Here is a 19,591-nt window from a genome sequence, read left to right as displayed (position 1 = left end):
GACGGCCGGCGTACGGCCGTCCAGGACCGTGACAGGCGCCTGCAAGGCCGCTGACAGGCCGCTCCCGCAGGCTGGGCGCATGCTGTTCATCGAGCTCTTCGTACCGCCCGGCCGGCTCGACCCCGCCCGGCGCCGCCAGATCGCCTCCTCGCTGCTCCGCAACATGACCGGCGACCCGGACGCCGACACGGCGCTCGACAGCCGTTCCGGCGCCGTCTTCGCGTCCCAGTTCCACGTCGTCGTCCACCGGCCGGAGACGTGGGTGGTCGGCGAGCAGGCGGTCGAGCCGGACGGCCCGGCCGCCCCGTACATGGTGCGGGTCCACGTGCCCGGGCCGTGGCGCAAGGACACCAGCGAGCATGTCATCACCACGTTCACCCAGAAGATCGTGGAGGTGGATCCGGAGGCGGCCGTCCAGGTGCACGTCCTGGGCGTCCCCGAAGGGAGCATGGGCGTACGCGGTGAGGCGAAGACCTCCGCCGCGCTCGTCGAGATGATGAACGAGCCCCTCCAGCAGGACTACGCGGAGGGCAAGGCGGTCAAGGACCCCATGTGCGACATGCTCGTCTCCCTGGACACCGCCCCGACCCTGGAGTGGGAGGGGACGCTGTACGGCTTCTGCTGCGAGGGCTGCCGCACCGAGTTCGTCGAGAAGCGGCGCAAGGAGCGCGAGAAGGCCCGCGCCTGAGGTCCCGGATCAGCCGGGCAGGATGTCCTCGCGTACGGGGATCACCAGGGCGGTGACGTTGTCGTGGCCGCCCGCGTCCAGCGCGTACGCGACCAGGGAGCGGGCGCCGTCCAGATCGGGGGACGGCAGCGCGGCGCGGAGCGAACCCGCGCCGGGCAGGTAGCGCCACAGCCCGTCCGTGCAGAGCAGGAGGGTCCCGGGGGTGCGCGGCCGGTGGCTGCGCACCCGGGGCTCCGGCTCGCCCGCGTCGGCGCCGAGCCAGGCGGCGAGGGCCTCGTGCTCGCCGGTGTCGTCCTCGGTGAGCGCCGTACCGGGGCCCTCGTCCGGCAGCCAGTAGGCGCGGCTGTCGCCGACCCAGCAGGCCCAGACGCCGTCCGGGCCGGCGATCCCCGCGACGTACGTGCAGGCCGGGGCGGCGTTCACGGACGGGGCCAGCGCGGCGACGGCACGGCCCGCCCGTACCGCGGCGTCCGCCAGCGCCGTCTCCGGAACGGCCCCCGCCCGCAGGAGGTCGCACAGCGCGGCGGCACCGGTGCCGGCGGCCACCTGGGCCGCGCGGTCCGCCCTCGGGGACATGGAGACGCCGTCGCAGACGACGCCGACCGTCCACGGGCCGGCCGCGACCAGGGCCATCGCGTCCGCGTTGACCCCGCGGCGCAGCCCGCGGTCGCTGACCCCCGCGGCACCGCGGACGCTCGCCTCGAACCGGGCGCGGAACGCCGGCTGCGCCGTACCGCAGTCCCAGCAGTGACCGTCGGGGGCGACGGTGCCGCTGCACTGGACGCAGGCCGCCGTCTCGATCACGACCTCAGAATAACCACCCCGAAACGACCACGATGGCGAGCCGCGAGGCGCGAGCCGTACACCGGCCAAGGTCAGTGATGGGACCGCCGGCGCCACCAGGGCAGGTCGGGGGCGGCGAACGGGTCGGGGCTGGTGCGGGCCAGGAAGATGTCGTCGAGCGGCCGGAGCAGGGAGCGCAGCTCCCTGGCGATGCGTACCGGGAGGACGTGCAGGGCGGTCTCCAGGATCTGGCGCTCGTCCTCCAGGTAGAACGGGTCGCACGCCGGGCAGCCGCATGGAGGCGACGAGTCCGAGCGCGCGTACTGCGCCCATCTGCGGAGTGCGAGAGCGATCGCTCCCGGCCAGAAGCGTTCGCGTTCGAGCCTGATGATCGCGGCGGCCAGGGCGTTCGAGCCGGACGGGAGGCCGCGGCGGCGGGTGCGGGAGGCGCCGGGCACGCGAGGACGTGCCGAGGCCCTCAAGCGGGACGGCCGTCTACGCGGCATCGTCCTTTCGTGTCGTCATGAGGGCATGGTGCCATATTCGTCCGCTTGCCGGCGGCCGGAGTTCCCTGCTGGAGCGGACCCGGGCGCCGGCCGTGGGAACGGCCGGCGCCCGGGTGGTTCGGACGGCGGTCAGGCGGTCTCGATGCGCTGGGCGAGCCAGTTCTCGAGGACGGCCAGGGCGGGGCGGCCGGTGCCGTCCACGGGGGCGGTGCCGTACATCTCGTGGCGCCGCGTTCCGTAGAAGACCGCGGCGTCGACGCCCTCCTGGACCAGGTGGCGCGGGTTGAGCCTGGTCTTCAGGAGCCGGTCGAGGGTGCCCTTGGGCAGCGGTACGCCGGCGACGTCGAGGCCGTGCTCGGCGAGGCTGGTGAGCTGCGGGGCGAGGGACAGCAGGTCGACGCCGAAGAAGGCGTTCAGCGACTTGGCCGGGTCGGCGCGGTCGATGACCGGGGGCCGCTTCGGGTCGAAGTCGTCGAGCTTGTCCTGGATGGTGCGCAGGTCGCGGGTGATCCGGACCCAGTCGACCCGGTCCAGGACGACGAGGGCCTCGCCGACGGCGCGCTCGGGGGAGCCGGGCGGCCACATCGCCAGGAGCGCGGCGAGCGGGGTCAGGTCGACCCGGTTGGCGGTCTTGGCCAGGGGCATCAGCCGGTCCTCGACGGCGACCAGCGAGCGGTAGAGCCCGCGGACGTCGCCGCGCTGGGCGTACACGGGGATGGCCTGCGCGGCGCGCCGGATGCCCCGGTAGTCGATCTTGGTGATGCCGTCGATGACGTTGCTCGCCTGGGCGAGCAGCGCGACCGGCTGGAGCCCCTGGATCACCTTGGTGACCTTGGCGACCTGGTCGGCGGGCAGGCCGGTCAGCGGCGCGGCCTTGGCGGCGGCGTCCAGCGCGGCCTTGGCCAGCCCGGCGGCGTCGCCCGACCGCGTCGCGGCCTGCACGGCCTTGAGGTCGGCGGTGAGCCCGACGAAGTCGGTCTTGGAGAGCGCCTGGAGCACCTGGCCCGCGGTGTGGTTCTGCGAGCCGGGCGGGGAGTTCAGGAGCGTGTTCACCAGGACGGGGTGGGCGACGGTCCGGGTGAGGGCCTGGAGCGGGCCGACGAGCTTCGTGAGGTCGTCGGCCGTCCGCGCCGCCCCGGCGGTGTCCTTGCCGCGCGCCTGGCCGGTCAGCGTACGGACCCCGTTGGGGACGGCGGCGAGGTCGGCGGGCCGGCCGCCGGTGGTGCCGAGGTCGGTCGCCAGCTCGCGCTGCGCCGAGCCCTGGAGGTTGGCGACGCCGACCCGGCTCAGCACGCTGCCGAGCGTGGCGGTGAGCTCGCTCTCCTGCGGCAGGGCGCAGTACAGGTCGCCCTTGAGGCACACGTTCGCGACCTTGCCGGACAGGGTGCCGAAGCCCTGCGGGCGCGGTCCGGCGATGCCCCTGGTGCCGGGCAGCGGGTCGCCGAGGTTCACCTCGCCCCGCGTGCCCCGGGCCGGGTCGGCCACGCTCCCGCCCGCGATGTACGAGGCGGCCGGCACGGGTCCCCGGCCGGCCCCGATCTGGGCGGCGACGTCACCGTTGACGTGCGCGCCCTGGCTGAAGCCGAGCCCGACGAACCGGGTGCCGGGGCAGTCCCGCGCGATCTCGGTCATCGCCTTGCGGGCCGCGTCGATCCCGGTCTGCTTGGAGTCGTTGTAGGTCTTGCCCTGGTCGAACGCGGTCGCGTGGTAGCCGACCCAGTACGAGGAGATCCGCGAGCCGAACCGCCGTTCCAGCGGCTCGGTGATCCCGCGGAGCATGCCGACGGCCGTGTCCGGGCCGGAGGCCTGCGTGGTCTCCCAGGTGCCGGGAACGACGATCAGCTTGATCGGCGTGCAGGCCCTGGACTGGGAGGTCCGCGCAGCGTCCGCCGCCGGGTCCTGGACCATCAGCGGCACCGCGGCGGCGGTGGCGACCGCTCCGGCGACCGCGACCGCGACGGCGGGCCTGCGGTACCTCTGTCTTCTGGTTTTGGCGTGCGCTCCGGAACTCACCGGTGGTTTCCTTCCATGGCGACGGCCGGCCGTTCGCGCGGCCGTTTCGGGGGGCGTCCGAGGAAGCCCTCACGGGTCCTCGGGTCTCTCAGGGAGCGTCCGGCCCGCCCTGCCGGGCGGCGCGGACGCGGCGCGTCACTTGCCCTTCACCGCGCAGTAGGCGTCCTTGGCCGCCTGGATGACCGCTTCGGTGGCCTTGCCGGGGGTCATGTTGTAGCGGTTGGTGGCCACGACGGACTGGTGCTCGCCGTCCGGGCTGGTGTACCAGTGGCTGAAGTAGCCGAGCGCCGCGCCGTTGTGCGTCAGCGCGGGGCCGCACGGGGTCGGCTGTACGGCCACGCCGAGGGCGTAGGGCTTCTCCTTGGTCCCCACCTCCAGCAGCTGCCGCTGCTGGGCGGGGGGCAGCAGCCGCCCGGACGCCAGCGCGCGGGTGAAGTCGGCCAGGTCCTCCTGCGTGGACACCATGGCTCCGGCGGCGCCCATGACCTGCACGTTCGAGAAGGAGATGTCGCGGATGGCGAAGTAGCCGTGCAGCCAGTTCCCGTACAGCTTGGGGTCGGACTCGGGGAACGTGGTGTCGGTGAGCTGGAGCGGCCCGATGATCCGGCTGGTCACCTCGGCCGCGGGATGCCGTCCCGTCACCGCCTGGATGATCATTCCGGCCAGCACGTAGTTGGTGTTGGAGTAGTTGTACTTCGTGCCGGGCGGTGACAGCGACTTCCTGGCGATGCCGGCCTTCACCAGCGTGCGCGGGTCCCACCGCTTGTAGGGGTTGATGTCGGCGACGTAGGACCCCGAGATGTACAGGTCGTTGGCGTAGTCGGGGAGCCCGCTCGTCTGGTTGAGCAATTGCCGAATGGTGATCCGGCGGCCGTCGTTGCCGTTCGCGTCGACCAGGCCGGGAAGCCACCGGTCGACGGTGTCGTTCAGGGACAGTCTGCGCTCGGCCTCCAGTTGCAGGACCACCGTGGAGACGAACGCCTTGGTGCTGCTGGCGATGCGGAATCTGGCCTTGGGATCGGCCGGCACCCGGCGGAACATGTCGCCGTATCCGGAACGGGCGTAGCGGACGTCGTCCCCGTCCCGCACCATGCCGATAACGCCGGGCAGCCTGTGGTCGGCGCGGGTCCTGTCCACCAGGCCCTGGAGGGCCGCCCCGGCCGGTCCCGCCTGGCTCGCCCCGTTCCGCGCGCCCGCCGGGGCGACCGCGGCCTCCTGGTCCTGGACGGCCACCGCCACACCCGTCACGGTGGCGGCCAGCACCGCCAGCGTCGCGCCGACGCGGACACCGAACTTCCGACTTCGCATTTCGGGTCTCCAAGAGATCGTCGATCTTGGCAAGCACGCTAGCGAGACCCGTTGAAATTCCGATGACATGCCAATATCAAGGGGACCTGGAATTCGCCCTATCGGATTATCGGAGTGCGGGCGCGCCGAAACGCGCCGCACGGACCCGGGGCCGTTCGGCGCGTTATTCGGTGGAAATATCTAAAAGCGGGGACCGGATTACTGAGAAAGTTCTAGAACCGCGCGGACGTGCCCGCGACGGCGACCAGGCCGAGGCCGCCCTGCGGCCGGTGCTCCTCGGCGGCCAGGCGCCGCGCGTACAGCGCGAGCAGCCCCTCCAGCCGGTACCGGTGCGCGGACGGCTGCTGCGCGAGGCTCGCGTCCACCAGGTTCTCCAGGGCCTGCTCGGCCTGGTACGGACCCCAGTCGAGGGCGGCGGCCAGCGCCCGGTGCCCGGTCTCGGTGGCCGGTGCCATGCCCAGGGCGCGGAACGCGTGCCGCTCGGCGGGCGGGAGCCGGTCGTAGGAGAGCCGGAACGCCGCCTCCACGCTGCGGTCCTCGGCCCTGAGCTCGGCCAGCCGCCGCTCGTCGTCGGCCATCCGGCGGGCCAGCGCGGCGATCGTCCAGGAGGGGCGGCTCTGGATCCGCGCGCCCGCGATGCGCAGCGCCAGCGGCAGCCGGTCGCACAGGTGGGCCAGCTCCCTCAGCGCGGCCCGCTCGCCCGCGGCGCGCGGCGCACCCACGATCCGGTCCAGCAGCGCCTCCGCGGCCTCCGGCGCGAGCGGCCCCAGCGTGACCCGGCGGTCGGCGTCCAGCCCCACCAGCCGGTGGCGGCTCGTCACCAGCACCCGGCTGTCCGGCCCCGCGGGCAGGAGCGGGCGCACCTGGTCGGCGCCGGACGCGTCGTCGAGGACCAGCAGCAGGCGCAGCCCCGCCGTCGCGCTCCGCCAGAACGCGGCCAGCTCGTCCAGGTCGTCGGAGCCGTCCGGGACGTCCCGGACCCCGATCGACCGCAGCTGCCTGAGCAGCGCGCGCTCCGGCGGCAGCGGGCCCCGCCGCTCGCTGTGCCCGTGCAGGTTCACGAACAGGCAGCCGTCCGGATAGAGCGGGCACAGCGACCGCGCCGCGCGTACCGCCAGCGCGGTCTTGCCCGCGCCCGCCACACCGTCCACGGCCATGACGGTCACCCCGGCACCGGCCGCCCCGGCCGTGAGCAGCGCCAGCTCCTCGTCCCGCCCGGCCAGCTCCCCGACATCGGCCGGAAGCTCGTCGGGCACGCGCCGCGCCGGCGGGGCCGCGGCGGCGCGCGGTGCCCGGACGCGCCCGGCGCCGCCCGCCCGCGGACCGCCCGCCTCCGGGCCCGCGGCCTCGGGCCGGAGGACGATCCCGAGCGCCTCCTTGTCGCCGCGCAGCACCGCCTGATGCGCGCGCCGTACCTGGTCGCCGGGCTCCACTCCCAGGTCCTCCACCAGGCGGCGGCGGAGCTGCGAGTACACGGCCAGCGCGTCGGCCTGCCGGCCGCTGCCGTACAGCGCGCGCATCAGCAGCACCGCCAGCGGCTCGCTGTGCGGGTGCTTCGCGGCCAGCGCGTGCAGCTCGCCCGCGGCGTCCAGGTACCTGCCGAGCCGCAGCCGGCATTCGGCCTTCTCCTGGAGGAGGGCGGTCCTGCGCTCCTCCAGCCGCACCCGCTCCGCCTCGGCGAACGGCCCGGGGAGGCCGGCCAGCGGCTCGCCGCGGAACAGGTCGAGCGCGCGGGCGTACGCGCTCACCGCGGCGGTCAGGTCGCCGGACCTCCGGGCGGCGGCGGCCTCGTCCGCGATCTCGTCCAGCCACCTGACGTCGATCAGGGTCCCGTCGCCGACGAAGCGGTAGCCGCCGCGGTCCCGGGCGATCACCGAGCCGTCCGGGCCGTCGCCGTCCGCTCCGAGGCAGCGGCGCAGCCGGTGCACGTACACGGGCACGATCTTGCCGCCGGAGCCGGGCGGCTCGGTGCCCCACACCCCGTCGAGCAGCTCGCGGCGGCTGACGCACAGGTCCGGGCGCAGCAGCAGGGCCGCCAGCAGCGCCTGCTGCCGGACCGGGCCGAGGTCCAGCTGGGTCCCGTCGCGCCAGGCCCGCACCGGGCCCAGCACGCTGAACCGGAGCGGGCGGGGGGCGTGTTCCGTCATCGTGCCCGGGTGCATCGCCATCATCAGACCGATCTCTTCGAACTGCTGATCAGGGCCGGTCCGCGCGGAAGGGGAGCCCGCGGACCAGGGCATAACGTTGTGATGGGCAGGTTATAACATTGTCATTGACGCGTGCGGCGTTTCCCCGTCACGTGCCCGGCCGGCACGAGTGGTGATCGTCACGTCACCGTGCGGGGCGCGCCCGCCGCCCGCGCCGCGGCGCCGCCTCCGGTACGACGACGCCGGCCGTCTCGACGCCCAGCAGCGACCGTCCGGCGGACCGCTCCGCGGCCTCGCGCTCGTCGCCCAGCCCGACCAGCAGGTTGATCGCGTGCGGGCCGAGGATGTGCAGCACGCCGCGGCCCTCGGCCCCGAACACCCCGGTCGTCTCCAGCAGCACGTAGCCGTGGACCATGCTCCAGAACTGCCCGGCCACGGTGATCGGGTCGTCCCGCCGGAGCCGCCCGGCGTCCATGGCCCGCCGCACCTGCCGCGGCAGCAGCGCGAAGGCGGCGTTCATCTCGGCCACCGTCGTCGGGGTGCCCTCGGTGGTGACATCGTGCCCGAACGACGGCAGCGTCCCGGCCAGGGCGATGCCGAACATCAGCCGGTACCGGTGCGGGCTGGTGACCGCGAACTCGCGGTAGTGCAGCCCGAGGAGCAGCAGGTCGGCCACCGGGTCGTCGGTGTCGGGCGTGCGCCGCAGGAAGCGCTCGAACCGCGCGAACGCGTCCCGGGCGAGCGCCTCGTACAGCCCGGCCATGCCGCCGAAGTGCGTGTAGACGGCCATGGTGGACGCGCCGATCTCGGTGGCGAGCCGGCGGGCGTTCAGCGCCTCCGGGCCGTGCTCGTCGAGCAGCCGCGCCCCGGCCTCGATCAGCTTCTCGCGCGAGCCCGCCGGCCTCTTCGGCATGACAATGTTATATCTCTGGCCGGGGCGAGAAATGTCACTCGAACAAATGTGTTCTTCAGAGCGTCCGCGCGGAACGGCCCGGGCCGCCCCGGCGTGCGCGGGCGGCCCGGGCGCGGATCAGGAGCCGTAGAGCGGGGTGATGACGGCGCGGGCCAGGGTGTGGGCGGTGATGTTGAAGCCGACGACGGCCGGGGAGGTGCCGGCGTCCAGCCCGAGGGACTCCACGTCCAGGGCGTGGACGGCGAAGACGTAGCGGTGCGGGTCGCCGGGCGGCGGGGCCGCGCCGCCGAACGCGTTCACGCCGTAGTCGTTGCGGGCCTGCACGCCGACCTTGAGGTCCGCGGTCCCCGCGCCCGTGGGCAGCTGGGTCACCTCGGTCGGCACGTCGAACAGGACCCAGTGCCAGAAACCGCTCCCGGTGGGCGCGTCCGGGTCGAAGCACGTGACCGCGAAGCTCCTGGTCTCCGGCGGGTACCCGGACCAGGCGAGATGCGGGGACCTGTTCTCGCCGCTGAAGCCCCAGTCGTCGAAGACGTGCGTGTCCGAGAGCCGCTCGCCCTCGGCCACGTCGTCGCTGGTGACGGTGAACGACGGCACCTCGGGCAGGTAGTCGTACGGCATCGGCGCCTTGCCGGGCATGGCGACCTCCTCGTCAGTGGATCTGCGTGCCCTCCATACCTATCAGTGACCAATCCGTGCGGTCAGGTCTTGACGGCGCCCATGGTGAAGCCGGTGACGAACCGGTCGAGGAACAGGTTGAACAGCACGGCGATCGGCACCGCCATGATCACGGTGGACGCCTGGAGGGACTGCCAGAAGAAGACGTCCCCGCGGATGAGCTGGGTCGGGACGCCGGTGCTGACGACCATCGTCGGGCTGGACGAGACGAACGCCAGCGCGTACACGAACTCGCTCGCCGTCAGCGTGAACGTGAAGACGACCACCGCCACGATCCCCGGGAACACCAGCGGCAGCACGGCCCGCCGGAACGCCCCCAGGCGCGAGTGGCCGTCCACCATCGCCTGCTCCTCGATGTCCTTCGGCACGGCCTTCAGGAAGCCGATCAGCAGCCAGACCGACACCGGGACGGTGATCGACGGATAGACGACGATCATCGACCAGAGCGTGTCCTCCAGCCCCAGCCCCACCACGACCCGGGTCAGGGACAGGAAGAGCAGCGACGGCGGCACCAGGTAGACCAGGAAGATCGCGATGCCCATCGGGGTGCCCCACGGGCGGTTCAGCCGGGCCAGGCTGTACGCGGCGGGCAGCGACAGCGCGAGCGTCAGCCCGACGACCGCCAGGCCGACCAGGAGCGTGTTCCACACGAACGTCAGGAACGGCGTGTCGTTCAGCAGGTAGGTCACGTGGTCCGGCGTCGCCGGCTCGTTGAACAGGAACGGGCTGCTCTCGGGGTTGTACAGGTCCCGGTTCTGCTTGAACGCGCTGACCAGGCTCCAGAGGAACGGGAGCGCGCAGACCAGCGCGGCCAGGACGGCGGCCCCGTACACGCCGCAGCGCGCGGCCACATGGCGCCGGGCGTACCTGCGGCGCAGTGCGGCGTTGTCGGTGGTCATTCCGCCCCCAGCCGGCGAACGGCGCGCAGGATCGCGATGGCGCCCGCGAGCAGGATCGGGAAGAGGAACAGCGCGATCGCCGCGCCCTGGCCGACGTCGCCGCCCTCGATCCCGCGGAAGTACGCCCAGGACGCCAGCGTGTCGGTGGCGTGCGTGGGGCCGCCGCGGGTGAGCACGTACGAGACGGTCATGTCGGTGAACGTCATGATCGCGCCGAACAGCCCGGCCACCGCGATCACCGGCAGCGCCAGCGGGACGGTGATCTCGAACATCCGGCGCCAGAAGCCCGCCCCGTCGATCCGGGCGGCCTCGTCGATGTCGCGCGGGATCGCGATCAGGCCGGCCATCACGATCACGGCGGCCAGCGGGGTGAGCCGCCACACGTGCACGGCGATGACCGAGGCCATCGCGGTGCCGGGGCCGCCCAGCCAGACGACGTTCTCCTCGATCATCCCGAGATGCCGCAGCACCCAGTCGATCGGGGAGTAGATCGAGTCCAGGAACCACAGCCACGAGATCGTGGACAGCGCCACCGGGGTCGTCCACGGGAGCAGCACCAGGAAGCGGACGAACCACTTGCCGCGGAAGTCCGCGATCAGGATGTTGGCCAGGACCTTGCTGAGCACCACGATCAGCACCATCGACACGACCGTGAACACCAGCGTGTTGCGCAGCGACCGCCAGAACACCCGGTCGCCGAAGATCGCGTCGAAGTTGCCGAGGCCGACCCAGTCGAACGACGGGTCGCCGGTGGTCACGTCCGAGAACGCGAACGCGATCGCCAGCACGAACGGCACCCCGACCAGCGCGAGGATGTACACGACCGACGGGAGCAGCATCGCCCAGGCCAGGAACCCGTCCCGGTCCGCGAGCGTGACCCGCCGCCGCCCCTTCTCCGCCGCGCTCACGGCCCGATCCGTACGGGATCGGTCCGGGTGCCCGCCTCGGCGTCGAAGAACCGCAGCCGGTCCTCCGCCACCGAGAACCCGTGCGTCTCGCCCGGCTCCAGCGGAACGGTCACCGTCGCCGGCAGCCGGGCGATCACCCGGGTCTCCGCGCCGATGCCGGTGACGGTCCCGTACACGTGCCGGTCGCCCGACAGGTACTCCATCCGGTCCACCCGCAGCGGCATCGTCACCCGCTCCCCGGAGACGATCTCCGCGGGCAGCAGGTGCTCGGGCCGGAAGCCGACCAGCGCGCCGCCGTTCCGGACCAGGTTCATCGGCGGCGAGCCGATGAACGTCGCCACGAACGTGTCGGCCGGGTCGTCGTACACCTCGACCGGCGTCCCCACCTGGCGGACCCGGCCGCGCTCCAGCACCGCGATCCGGTCGCCGAGCCCCATCGCCTCGGCCTGGTCGTGCGTCACGTAGATCGTCGTGGTGCCGATCCGCTCCTGGAAGCGGCGCAGCTCGTCCCGGGCGCTCGCGCGCATCTTGGCGTCCAGGTTGGACAGCGGCTCGTCCAGCAGGAACACCGCCGGGTCCCGGACGAGCGCCCGCGCCAGCGCCACCCGCTGCCGCTCGCCGCCCGACAGCTGCCGCGGCTTGCGGCCCAGCAGCGGCTCGATCCCGAGCAGCCCGGCCGACCAGCGCGCCTTCTTCTCCCGCTCCGCCTTCGGCGTCTTCTCCGCCTTGAGCGGGAACACGATGTTGTCCAGGACGGTCTTGTGCGGATACAGGGCGTACGACTGGAACACCATCGCGACCTGCCGCACCCGCGGCGGCAGCCCGTTCACCACCTGGTCGCCGATCAGCACCTCGCCGCCGGTCGGCTGCTCCAGCCCGGCGATCGTGCGCAGCAGCGTCGTCTTGCCGCAGCCGGACGGCCCCAGCAGCACCAGGTACTCGCCCGCCGCGGCGGCCAGGTCGACCCCGTCCAGCGCCCGCACCTGATCACCCGAGCCCCGCCGCCGCACATGCCCGTCAAAAGTCTTGACGAGACCCCTGACCTCGACAGCACTCATCGGGGCGCTCAGCCCCCCACCAGGCCGCGGTCGCGCCACCTCTGGAAGATCTTGTTGATCTGGCCCTCGGCCTCCGCCACCGCCTGCTTGGCGGTGACCTGGCCGCGGGCGGCGCGGCCGAACATGGTGGGCAGCACGTTCGTGCTGAAGATCTCGCCGATCGCCGGGTTGGACGGCCCCGGGTAGCCGATGTTGGCGCTCCAGGACGTCGCGTTCTTCAGCAGGCTCAGCTTGTTGGCCGGCTTGGCGCCGTACGGGTCGTTGTCGAGCCAGCCGTTCAGCTGCGGGACCAGCGAGGGCCAGCCGGGCAGGTCGTACAGCTCCGAGTGGAACGTGACCGCCGGGAAGTTGGCCGTGTAGTGGAGCAGGAACTCCTTGGCCGCGTCCGGGTTCCCGGCGTGCTTCGGCACGATCCACTGCTGGATGACGTGCTGGGCGGCCAGCGCGGCGCGCGGCCCGCGCAGCGCCGGGGTGAAGAAGATGTCGTCGCCGATCTGCCGGTTGGTGCCCATCGCGGTGCGCCAGGCGGAGATCGAGTTGAGGATGTACGACGACTTGCCCGCGATCAGGGCCTGGTTGTTGGACGCCGGCACCCAGGAGAAGACCTCCTCGGTCTCGGCCTCCTTGAACAGCCGGGTCATGAACTCCACGGCCGCGACGGCGGCGTCCGAGTTGATCGTGACGCGCTCGTCGGCGTCCTGCTCGGCCGCCCCGTACGACCACAGCAGCGCCCGCGCGGCCATGTTCGAGTCGGTCTCGGGGGACAGCCCGATCCCGCACGGGACGCCGGTGGTCCGCTTGATCTCGGACGCGCCGCGCAGCAGCTCGTCCCAGCTGCCCGGCCCGTTCGGCAGGCCGACCTTCTGCCACATCGACCGGCGGTAGTCGCCCGGGTCGGGCGACCAGCCGGGGGTGTAGCAGTAGAACCGCTTGGTGTTGGGGTTGTAGCTGGACTTGCGGCACAGCTCAAGCTGCTGCCCCCAGCGCCGGTTGGCCTCCTGGACGACGTCGGACATGTCCAGCACCGACGGCTCGTACTGGGAGAACGGCGCGATGTGCTGGATCAGGTCGTGGCCCTTGCCGGCCTGGATCTCCGACGCGGCCCGGCGCGGGACGTCCACGGTGTTGATGTGGTCGACCCGGACGGTGACGCCGACGCGCTTGCCCCAGTCGGCGGCGAACTTGTCGAACCACTTGTCGTGGCGGGGGACGAAGTGGCTCCACATCAGCACGCTGAGGGAGCCGCCGAGTTTCCTGCCGGGGGCGGTGAAGACCTCCTTGGGAGCGCCGCCGGTGTTCTTCGCCTGGGGCCCGCTGGTCTCGCTCGCGCAGCCGGCGGCGAGACCGTACGCGCCCGCCGCGAGCGCCGTGGAGGACAGGAAGCCGCGCCTGCTGAGCCGATCCGTCATGGGAGTGCTCCTCGCGCCGAAGGTCTCCCCCGAAGGTCTTCACCTTCGAAAGTAGATCGGCAAGGACGCCTCATCCAGAGACGAATCGGTAACTCTGCGTAACTCCTGTCACTGGGTGCTCAGGAGCCCCAGCAGGCGCGCGGGCCTACTTCCCGGTGGCCTCGGTGTAGGCGCGGAGGACTTCCTTGGGGTCGCCGTCCATCTTCATCCGGCCGTCGTCGAGCCAGATGACGCGGTTGCAGGTCTCCTCGATGACGTCCAGGTTGTGCGCCACCAGGAAGACCGCGCCGGCGTCCCGCCGCAGCTCGTCGATCTTGTCCTTGCTGCGCTTCTTGAACTTGGCGTCGCCGGTGGCCAGCGCCTCGTCGATCAGCATCACGTCGTGCGTGCGGGCCGCCGCGATGGCGAACCGCAGGCGGGCGCCCATCCCCGACGAGTAGGTCGACATCGGGTAGTCGATGAAGCCCTTCTTCAGGTCGGCGAACTTGACGATCGACTCGTACTTGGCCCTGGTCTCCTCCTGCGTGAGGCCCATGGCCAGGCAGCCGAGGATGATGTTGCGGGAGCCCGACAGGTCGCGCATCAGCGCGGCGTTCACGCCCAGCAGCGACGGCTGGCCCTGCGTGTAGACGGCGCCGCGGGCCGGCGGCAGCAGGCCCGCGATGGCCTTGAGCAGCGTCGACTTGCCCGACCCGTTGGTGCCGATGACGCCGATCGCGTCGCCGCGGTACGCGACGAACGAGACGCCCTTGACCGCGTGCACCTCGGTCATCTGCGGCCGGTTCTGCCGCCGCACGATGCGCAGCAGCGCGCTCGCGGCCGTGCCCTTGCCGCCGCCCCCGCTGTAGACGCGGTAGACGATGTGCAGGCCGTCCACGACCACGATCGGCTCCCGGGCGGGGTCGAGGACCACCTCGGGCTGCTGTGACGCGGAACCGGACACCCGTGCCTTCTCCTTCAGCGACGCCTTAGCCACGGCCGTACCTCTCCTCCGCACGGTAGAAGTACCAGAAACCCCCGAGGAAGGCGATCAAGGCCCAGACGACGGCGTACAGCCAGAGCCTGGTGTAGTCGACGTCGTACGGGGCCAGGTCCTCGCGGAAGCTCTTCATCAGCGAGGTCCGCATGAGCTCGATGTAGACCGCGCCCGGGTTGGCCTCCAGGATCGGTCCCACCCAGGCGTACCCCTTGTCGGCGAACTTCTGCCCCATCTGCGGGATCAGGAAGAACACGCCGGAGAAGTAGAGCCATGACCGGGTGATGAACGGCAGCAGCTGCTGGATGTCGCGGACGAACGCGCCCGCGCGGGCGATCGCCAGGCTGATCCCGACGTTGAACAGCAGCTGGAGCAGCAGCACCGGCACCATCAGCAGCCAGTGCACCGTGATCGGCTCGCCGGTGGCCAGCACGATCACCAGCAGCACGGCCATGGAGATCAGCAGCTGCTGCAGCTCCATCAGCACGTGCGCGAACGGGAGCGACGCGCGCGGGAAGTGCAGGGCCCGGATCAGCGACAGGTTGTTGCCGATCGACTTGGCCCCCGCGGTCAGCGAGCGCTGGGTGAACGTGAAGACGAACACACCGGTGATGAGGAACGCCGTGTAGTTGTCGATCCCGCGGTTGGTGCCGATCAGCACACCGAAGATCAGGTAGTAGACGGCGGCGTTCAGGAGGGGGGTGAGGACCTGCCACAGCTGGCCCAGCCGGGAGCTGGTGTACGTGGAGGCGGTCTTGGCGGAGGCGAAGTTCCAGATGAACGTGCGCCGCTGCCACAGCGAGCGCACGTACTTGCGCGGCGAGGGGCGCGCCGCGCTCTGGGTCAGACCGTGCCGGGCGGCGAATTCGGCCAGCGACTCGCTACTGCGTCCGTTCATGTGAGGATGCTCCGCGATAGCGCCGACCGGCTCGCCACCCGAGGTGCTGAGCCGTTCCGGGTGACTCATGCGGGAAGCCTATTGCAGTCCACACTATGTGAGGGACGTTCGCCCATATGTGACCCCCGTTTTGAGATCTTTGGGGAATCATGTCCGACCTCCTGGGGATACCCCCGACATGCAGGCCCATCACCATCCGCACCCGAACCGGTCACGGCGCGTAATGTTGGCATCTCGTTACGCGTCGCCCGACCGGCACCGCCGGCGGACTCCGTCGATCTACCGCAAGGGCCCGCTGCGCCGCCTCGGCCGCCTGGACCGCTGGGCGTTCGACCGGGTCGCGGCGGCCCACCTGCCCGGCCTGGAGTACGTGCTGCCGCGGGTGTCGCGGCTGGCCGACCACGGCGTGCTGTGGTTCACCACGGCCGGCGCGATGAGCCTCACCGGCCGGGCCCGGCTCCGGCGGGCGGCGCTGCGCGGCTCGATCGCGGTCGCGGTGGCCAGCCCGGTGGTGAACGTGCTGGGCAAGCAGGCGTTCCGGCGGGCCCGCCCGGTCGTGGACCTGGTGCCGCCGATCCGGATCCGGTGGAAGCTGCCGACCTCGCACGCGTTCCCGTCCGGGCACTCGGCGTCGGCGGCCGCGTTCGCCACGGGGGTGGCGATGGAGGCGCCGCGCGCGGTCGCGGCGCCGGTCGCCGTGACGGCCGGGGCGGTCGCGTTCGCGCGGATCTACACCGGCGCCCACTACCCGGGGGACGTGCTCGCGGGCCTCGGGATCGGCGCCGCCGCGGCGCTGGGCACCCGGCTGGTGTGGCCGGCCCGGCCGCCGGTGGCGCGGGTCACCCGGACCACCACCGAGAAGGTCACGATCACCGGTGACGGGCAGGGCGTGGTCGTGGTGATCAACGCCGGGGCGGGCGCCACCGCGGGCTCGGCGGGCGTCCCGCTGCTGCCGAGCACCGCCGAGAGCGCCGTCGCCGTCCTCCAGCGGGAGCTGCCCGCCGCGCGGATCATCTGGCCGGGCCCGGACGAGGACCTGGACAAGGTCGTCGACGAGGCCGCCGGGCAGGCCGAGATCCTCGCCGTGATCGGCGGCGACGGCACGGTGAACACCGCCGCCCGCGCCGCGATGCGGCACGGCGTCCCGCTGCTGCCCGTCCCCGGCGGCACCTTCGACCACTTCGCCCGCGCGCTGGGCATCGAGACCGTCACCGACGCGGTCGAGGCGTACCGGGGCGGCCGGCTGGGCCGCGTCGACCTCGGCATGATCTCTCCGGGTGATGAGGCGGGCGGCGACGCCGAGGGCATGGTGTTCCTGAACACCGTCGGCTTCGGCGCGTACACCGAGCTCGTCGAACGGCGCGAGCGGCTGGAGGGGCGGCTCGGCAAGTGGCCCGCCCTCATGGTGGCGGCGCTGCGCACGTTCCGGCACTCCGAGCCGGTGCCGATGCTCGTGAACGGCCGCAGGCGCCGGGTCTGGCTGGCGTTCGTGGGCAACTGCGCGTACGGCTCGCGCGGCCCGGCCCCGACCTGGCGCGACCACCTGGACGACGGGCAGCTCGACATCCGCCTCGTCACGACCGGCGCGCGCGTGCCGCGCCTGCGCGCCCTGGCCGCCGTCCTGGCCGGCCACCTGCACGTGACGCCCGGCTACCGGGCGTGGCACAGCGCCACGCTGGAGCTGGTCTCCCGGGACGGCGACCTCAGCCTGGCCCGCGACGGCGAGCTGACGGCGCTGTCCCCGGCCGTCCACATCACCAAGCGCCCCGGCTCCCTGGCCGTCTTCTGCCCGCCCGGCACCTGTTGACCAAGGTCCCGGTTCGCGGGCGCGCGGCCGGGTACGAGGCGACCATGGTGGCTTCGGAGAGGGGAACGATGACGACCGACGGAGTCGAGCCGGCCGTGCTCAGCGACGAGGACCTGCTGCGGGAGCTGCGCCATCTCGGCGAGACGCGCCTGGACGCCCTGCGCCACGCGTCCGACCAGGCGCTGGAGGAGCACACGCACCGGACCAGGCAGCTGGAGGCCGAGTACCTGCGCCGGATGCCGGAGCGCGAGATCGATCCGGAGCGGCTGCGCGAGGGCGCGCGGAGCCGTTGACCACGGCGCGTTCCGGACGGGAGGCTGGCCGCATGGCGACGATCGAGCTGGGCCCCGGTGACGGGCGGCTGCTGGTCAGGACCGGGCGGAGCGGGCTGGGCCGCCGGGCCGGGCACGACCTCGTGATCGAGGCCGCGCGCTGGTCCGGCACCGTGACGCTGGCCGGGGACGACCTGGCCGGCGCCGCCGCCGAGGGCTCCTCCGTGCGGATCACGGTGCCGGTGGACGGCCTGGAGGTACGGGAGGGGACCGGCGGGGTCCTGCCGCTGTCCGACCAGGACCGCGCCGAGATCACCGCCAACCTCCGCAAGGTGCTCCAGGCCGACCGGTTCCCGGAGATCACCTTCCGGTCGACGGGCATCCGGGGCACGGCGGCGGAGTTCACCGTCGAGGGGGAGCTGACGGTCATGGGCCGTACCGAACCCCTGTCCGTGCGGGCCGCGGGCGGCGACCGGGTCACGGGCGAGGCGACGGTCAAGCAGACGCGCTGGGGCATCAAGCCGTACTCGGCGTTCTTCGGCGCGCTCAAGCTGGCCGACGACGTCCGGGTGACGTTCGACCTGGACGTCCGCCCCGGCTAGCGGGCTCGGGCGACGCGGGTCTCGTCCCAGACCGGCTCCGGCGCCTCGTACACCGAGCCGTCGGAGCCGAACACCAGGAACCGGTCGAACGACCGCGCGAACCAGCGGTCGTGCGTCACCGCCAGGACGGTGCCCTCGTACGACTCCAGCCCTTCCTGGAGGGCCTCCGCGCTCGCCAGGTCGAGGTTGTCGGTGGGCTCGTCCAGGAGGAGCAGCGTGGCCCCGCCCAGCTCCAGCAGGAGGATCTGCAACCGCGCCTGCTGGCCGCCCGACAGCGTCTCGAACGGCTGCTCGGCGCACACCTGCAGCTCGTAGCGGGCCAGGGCGTTCATCGCCTCGTTCCGCAGCCGCGCGTGCTCGGTCATGACGATCTCGCAGGGCGTGCGGCCCTCCAGGTCGGGCCGCGCATGGGTCTGCGCGAACAGCCCCGGCACGACCCGCGCGCCCAGCCGCGCCACCCCGGTGTGCGCGACGCCGTTCCCGTCGGGCCCCGCCAGCAGCCGCAGGAAGTGGGACTTGCCGGACCCGTTGGAGCCGAGGACGGCGACGCGCTCGCCGTACCAGACCTCCGTGCCGAACGGCCGCATCAGCCCGGTCAGCTCCAGGTCCTCGCAGATCACCGCGCGCTTGCCGGTACGGCCGCCGCGCAGCCGCATCTTGAGGTTCTGGTCGCGCGGCGGGACCTCCGGCGGCCCCGCCTCCTCGAACCTGCGCAGCCGTGTCTGGGCCGCCTGGTAGCGGGACGCCATCGAGTCGTTGTAGGACGCCTTCTGCTTGAGCATGTTGACCAGCTCCTTGAGCTTGGCGTGCTCCTCGTCCCAGCGCCGCCGCAGCTCTTCGAGCCGCTCGTTCCGGTCCCTGCGGGCCTGCGCGTACGTGGCGAAACCGCCGCCGTGCACCCACGCCTTCCCGGCCTCCACCGTGATGATCCGCCGGGCGGCGCGGTCGAGCAGCTCCCGGTCGTGCGAGATCAGCAGGACGGTCTTGGCCGTCTCCCGGAGCCGCTCCTCCAGCCACCGCTTGCCCGGCACGTCCAGGTAGTTGTCGGGCTCGTCCAGCAGGAGGACCTCGTCGGGGCCTCTCAGCAGGGCCTCCAGGACCAGCCGCTTCTGCTCGCCGCCCGACAGCGTCCGCACCTCGCGGTAGCGGCACCGGTCGTACGGCATGCCCAGCGCGGCCACGCAGCAGGCGTCCCACAGCACCTCGGCCTCGTAGCCGCCCGCGTCGCCCCACGTGGCGAGGGCGCCGGCGTACCGCATCTGCGTGGGCTCGTCGTCGCGCTCCATCATGGCCAGCTCGGCGGCCTCCAGTACCGCGGCCGCCTCCCGCACGCGCGGCGGCGCGACCGAGACCAGCAGGTCGGTCACGGACGTCTCGTCGCGTACGTTCCCGACGAACTGCCGCATCACGCCGAGCCCGCCGCTGTGCGAGACCGTCCCGGCCTGCGGCGTCAGATCCCCGGCGATCATCCGTACCAGCGTGGTCTTCCCGGCGCCGTTCGGGCCGACCAGCGCGGCGGTGTCGCCCTCGCCGACCCGGAACGACACGTCGTCCAGCAGAACCCGCCCGTCGGGCAGCACGAACTCGACATGCCCGACCTCGACGTGCCCCACGTTCTTCCCCTCTCGCGTACGACCTTCGAGTCTGTGGAGACCGGCCGTCCGAAGGCAAGCGGTTTTCCGTCGCGGCAGGTCAGCGCCGGATTAACGAGTCGCCGCCAAGATTC

General features: G+C 72.5%; 18 protein-coding genes. 4 read left to right on the top strand and 14 right to left on the bottom strand.

Annotation, left to right across the window (positions count from 1 at the left end; genetic code table 11):
• The first annotated feature begins 79 nt into the window (after positions 1-79).
• Complete coding sequence (locus AB0881_RS01635) at positions 80-688, top strand: YHS domain protein (RefSeq protein WP_366613491.1); 609 nt, start codon at positions 80-82, stop codon at positions 686-688.
• A 9-nt stretch (positions 689-697) separates the two neighbouring features.
• Here AB0881_RS01635 and AB0881_RS01630 read toward each other — a convergent pair whose 3' ends face one another.
• The 13 genes from AB0881_RS01630 to AB0881_RS01570 all read right to left on the bottom strand — a co-directional run bounded on the left by AB0881_RS01630 (position 698) and on the right by AB0881_RS01570 (position 15,253).
• Positions 698-1,492, bottom strand: coding sequence for a protein phosphatase 2C domain-containing protein (locus tag AB0881_RS01630; RefSeq protein ID WP_366613489.1), 795 nt, complete (start codon positions 1,490-1,492; stop codon positions 698-700).
• A 71-nt stretch (positions 1,493-1,563) separates the two neighbouring features.
• Positions 1,564-1,929 (bottom strand): hypothetical protein, encoded by a 366-nt coding sequence (locus AB0881_RS01625; RefSeq protein ID WP_366613487.1) that lies wholly within the window; start codon positions 1,927-1,929, stop codon positions 1,564-1,566.
• Between the two features lie 177 nt (positions 1,930-2,106).
• Positions 2,107-3,990, bottom strand: coding sequence for a cutinase family protein (locus tag AB0881_RS01620; protein ID WP_366613485.1), 1,884 nt, complete (start codon positions 3,988-3,990; stop codon positions 2,107-2,109).
• Between the two features lie 135 nt (positions 3,991-4,125).
• Positions 4,126-5,298: a serine hydrolase domain-containing protein gene (locus AB0881_RS01615; protein WP_366613483.1), complete on the bottom strand. Its 1,173-nt coding sequence runs from the start codon at positions 5,296-5,298 to the stop codon at positions 4,126-4,128.
• 212 nt (positions 5,299-5,510) lie between these two features.
• Positions 5,511-7,445 (bottom strand): BTAD domain-containing putative transcriptional regulator, encoded by a 1,935-nt coding sequence (locus AB0881_RS01610; protein WP_366613481.1) that lies wholly within the window; start codon positions 7,443-7,445, stop codon positions 5,511-5,513.
• A 184-nt stretch (positions 7,446-7,629) separates the two neighbouring features.
• Positions 7,630-8,358, bottom strand: a complete 729-nt coding sequence (locus AB0881_RS01605) for a TetR/AcrR family transcriptional regulator (RefSeq protein WP_366613479.1) — start codon at positions 8,356-8,358, stop codon at positions 7,630-7,632.
• A 117-nt stretch (positions 8,359-8,475) separates the two neighbouring features.
• On the bottom strand, positions 8,476-8,997 hold the full coding sequence (locus AB0881_RS01600; protein WP_366613477.1) for a YbhB/YbcL family Raf kinase inhibitor-like protein: 522 nt from the start codon (positions 8,995-8,997) through the stop codon (positions 8,476-8,478).
• Between the two features lie 62 nt (positions 8,998-9,059).
• A complete protein-coding gene (locus AB0881_RS01595) occupies positions 9,060-9,935 on the bottom strand; it encodes a carbohydrate ABC transporter permease (RefSeq protein WP_366613475.1) in 876 nt (291 codons plus the stop codon).
• Positions 9,932-10,843, bottom strand: coding sequence for a sugar ABC transporter permease (locus AB0881_RS01590; RefSeq protein ID WP_366613473.1), 912 nt, complete (start codon positions 10,841-10,843; stop codon positions 9,932-9,934). Before AB0881_RS01590 ends, AB0881_RS01595 begins: the two co-directional genes overlap by 4 nt.
• Positions 10,840-11,901, bottom strand: a complete 1,062-nt coding sequence (locus AB0881_RS01585; RefSeq protein WP_366613471.1) for an ABC transporter ATP-binding protein — start codon at positions 11,899-11,901, stop codon at positions 10,840-10,842. Before AB0881_RS01585 ends, AB0881_RS01590 begins: the two co-directional genes overlap by 4 nt.
• An 8-nt stretch (positions 11,902-11,909) precedes the next feature.
• Positions 11,910-13,310 carry an extracellular solute-binding protein gene (locus AB0881_RS01580; protein WP_366613469.1) on the bottom strand — a complete coding sequence of 467 codons (1,401 nt, stop codon included), beginning with the start codon at positions 13,308-13,310 and terminating at the stop codon, positions 11,910-11,912.
• A 145-nt stretch (positions 13,311-13,455) separates the two neighbouring features.
• Complete coding sequence (locus AB0881_RS01575; protein WP_366613717.1) at positions 13,456-14,253, bottom strand: ABC transporter ATP-binding protein; 798 nt, start codon at positions 14,251-14,253, stop codon at positions 13,456-13,458.
• Positions 14,254-14,278: 25 nt separating this feature from the next.
• Positions 14,279-15,253 carry an ABC transporter permease gene (locus AB0881_RS01570; RefSeq protein WP_366613467.1) on the bottom strand — a complete coding sequence of 325 codons (975 nt, stop codon included), beginning with the start codon at positions 15,251-15,253 and terminating at the stop codon, positions 14,279-14,281.
• Positions 15,254-15,407: 154 nt separating this feature from the next.
• On the opposite strand from AB0881_RS01570, the gene AB0881_RS01565 reads away from it, so the two are divergent.
• The 3 genes from AB0881_RS01565 (at position 15,408) to AB0881_RS01555 (ending at position 17,865) form a co-directional block, all read left to right on the top strand.
• Positions 15,408-16,991 (top strand): phosphatase PAP2 family protein, encoded by a 1,584-nt coding sequence (locus AB0881_RS01565; RefSeq protein ID WP_366613465.1) that lies wholly within the window; start codon positions 15,408-15,410, stop codon positions 16,989-16,991.
• A gap of 68 nt (positions 16,992-17,059) precedes the next feature.
• Entirely contained in the window at positions 17,060-17,284 is a 225-nt protein-coding gene (locus AB0881_RS01560) for a DUF6158 family protein (RefSeq protein ID WP_366613463.1), read from the top strand.
• A gap of 32 nt (positions 17,285-17,316) precedes the next feature.
• A complete protein-coding gene (locus tag AB0881_RS01555) occupies positions 17,317-17,865 on the top strand; it encodes a YceI family protein (protein ID WP_366613461.1) in 549 nt (182 codons plus the stop codon).
• Here AB0881_RS01555 and AB0881_RS01550 read toward each other — a convergent pair.
• Positions 17,862-19,478 (bottom strand): ATP-binding cassette domain-containing protein, encoded by a 1,617-nt coding sequence (locus AB0881_RS01550; RefSeq protein ID WP_366613459.1) that lies wholly within the window; start codon positions 19,476-19,478, stop codon positions 17,862-17,864. The two genes, AB0881_RS01555 and AB0881_RS01550, sit on opposite strands and share 4 nt — an antisense overlap.
• Positions 19,479-19,591 lie beyond the last annotated feature (113 nt).

Source organism: Spirillospora sp. NPDC029432 (assembly GCF_040703975.1).
Taxonomy (GTDB): Bacteria; Actinomycetota; Actinomycetes; order Streptosporangiales; family Streptosporangiaceae; genus Spirillospora.
This window is presented reverse-complemented; position numbering and strand designations above follow the sequence as displayed.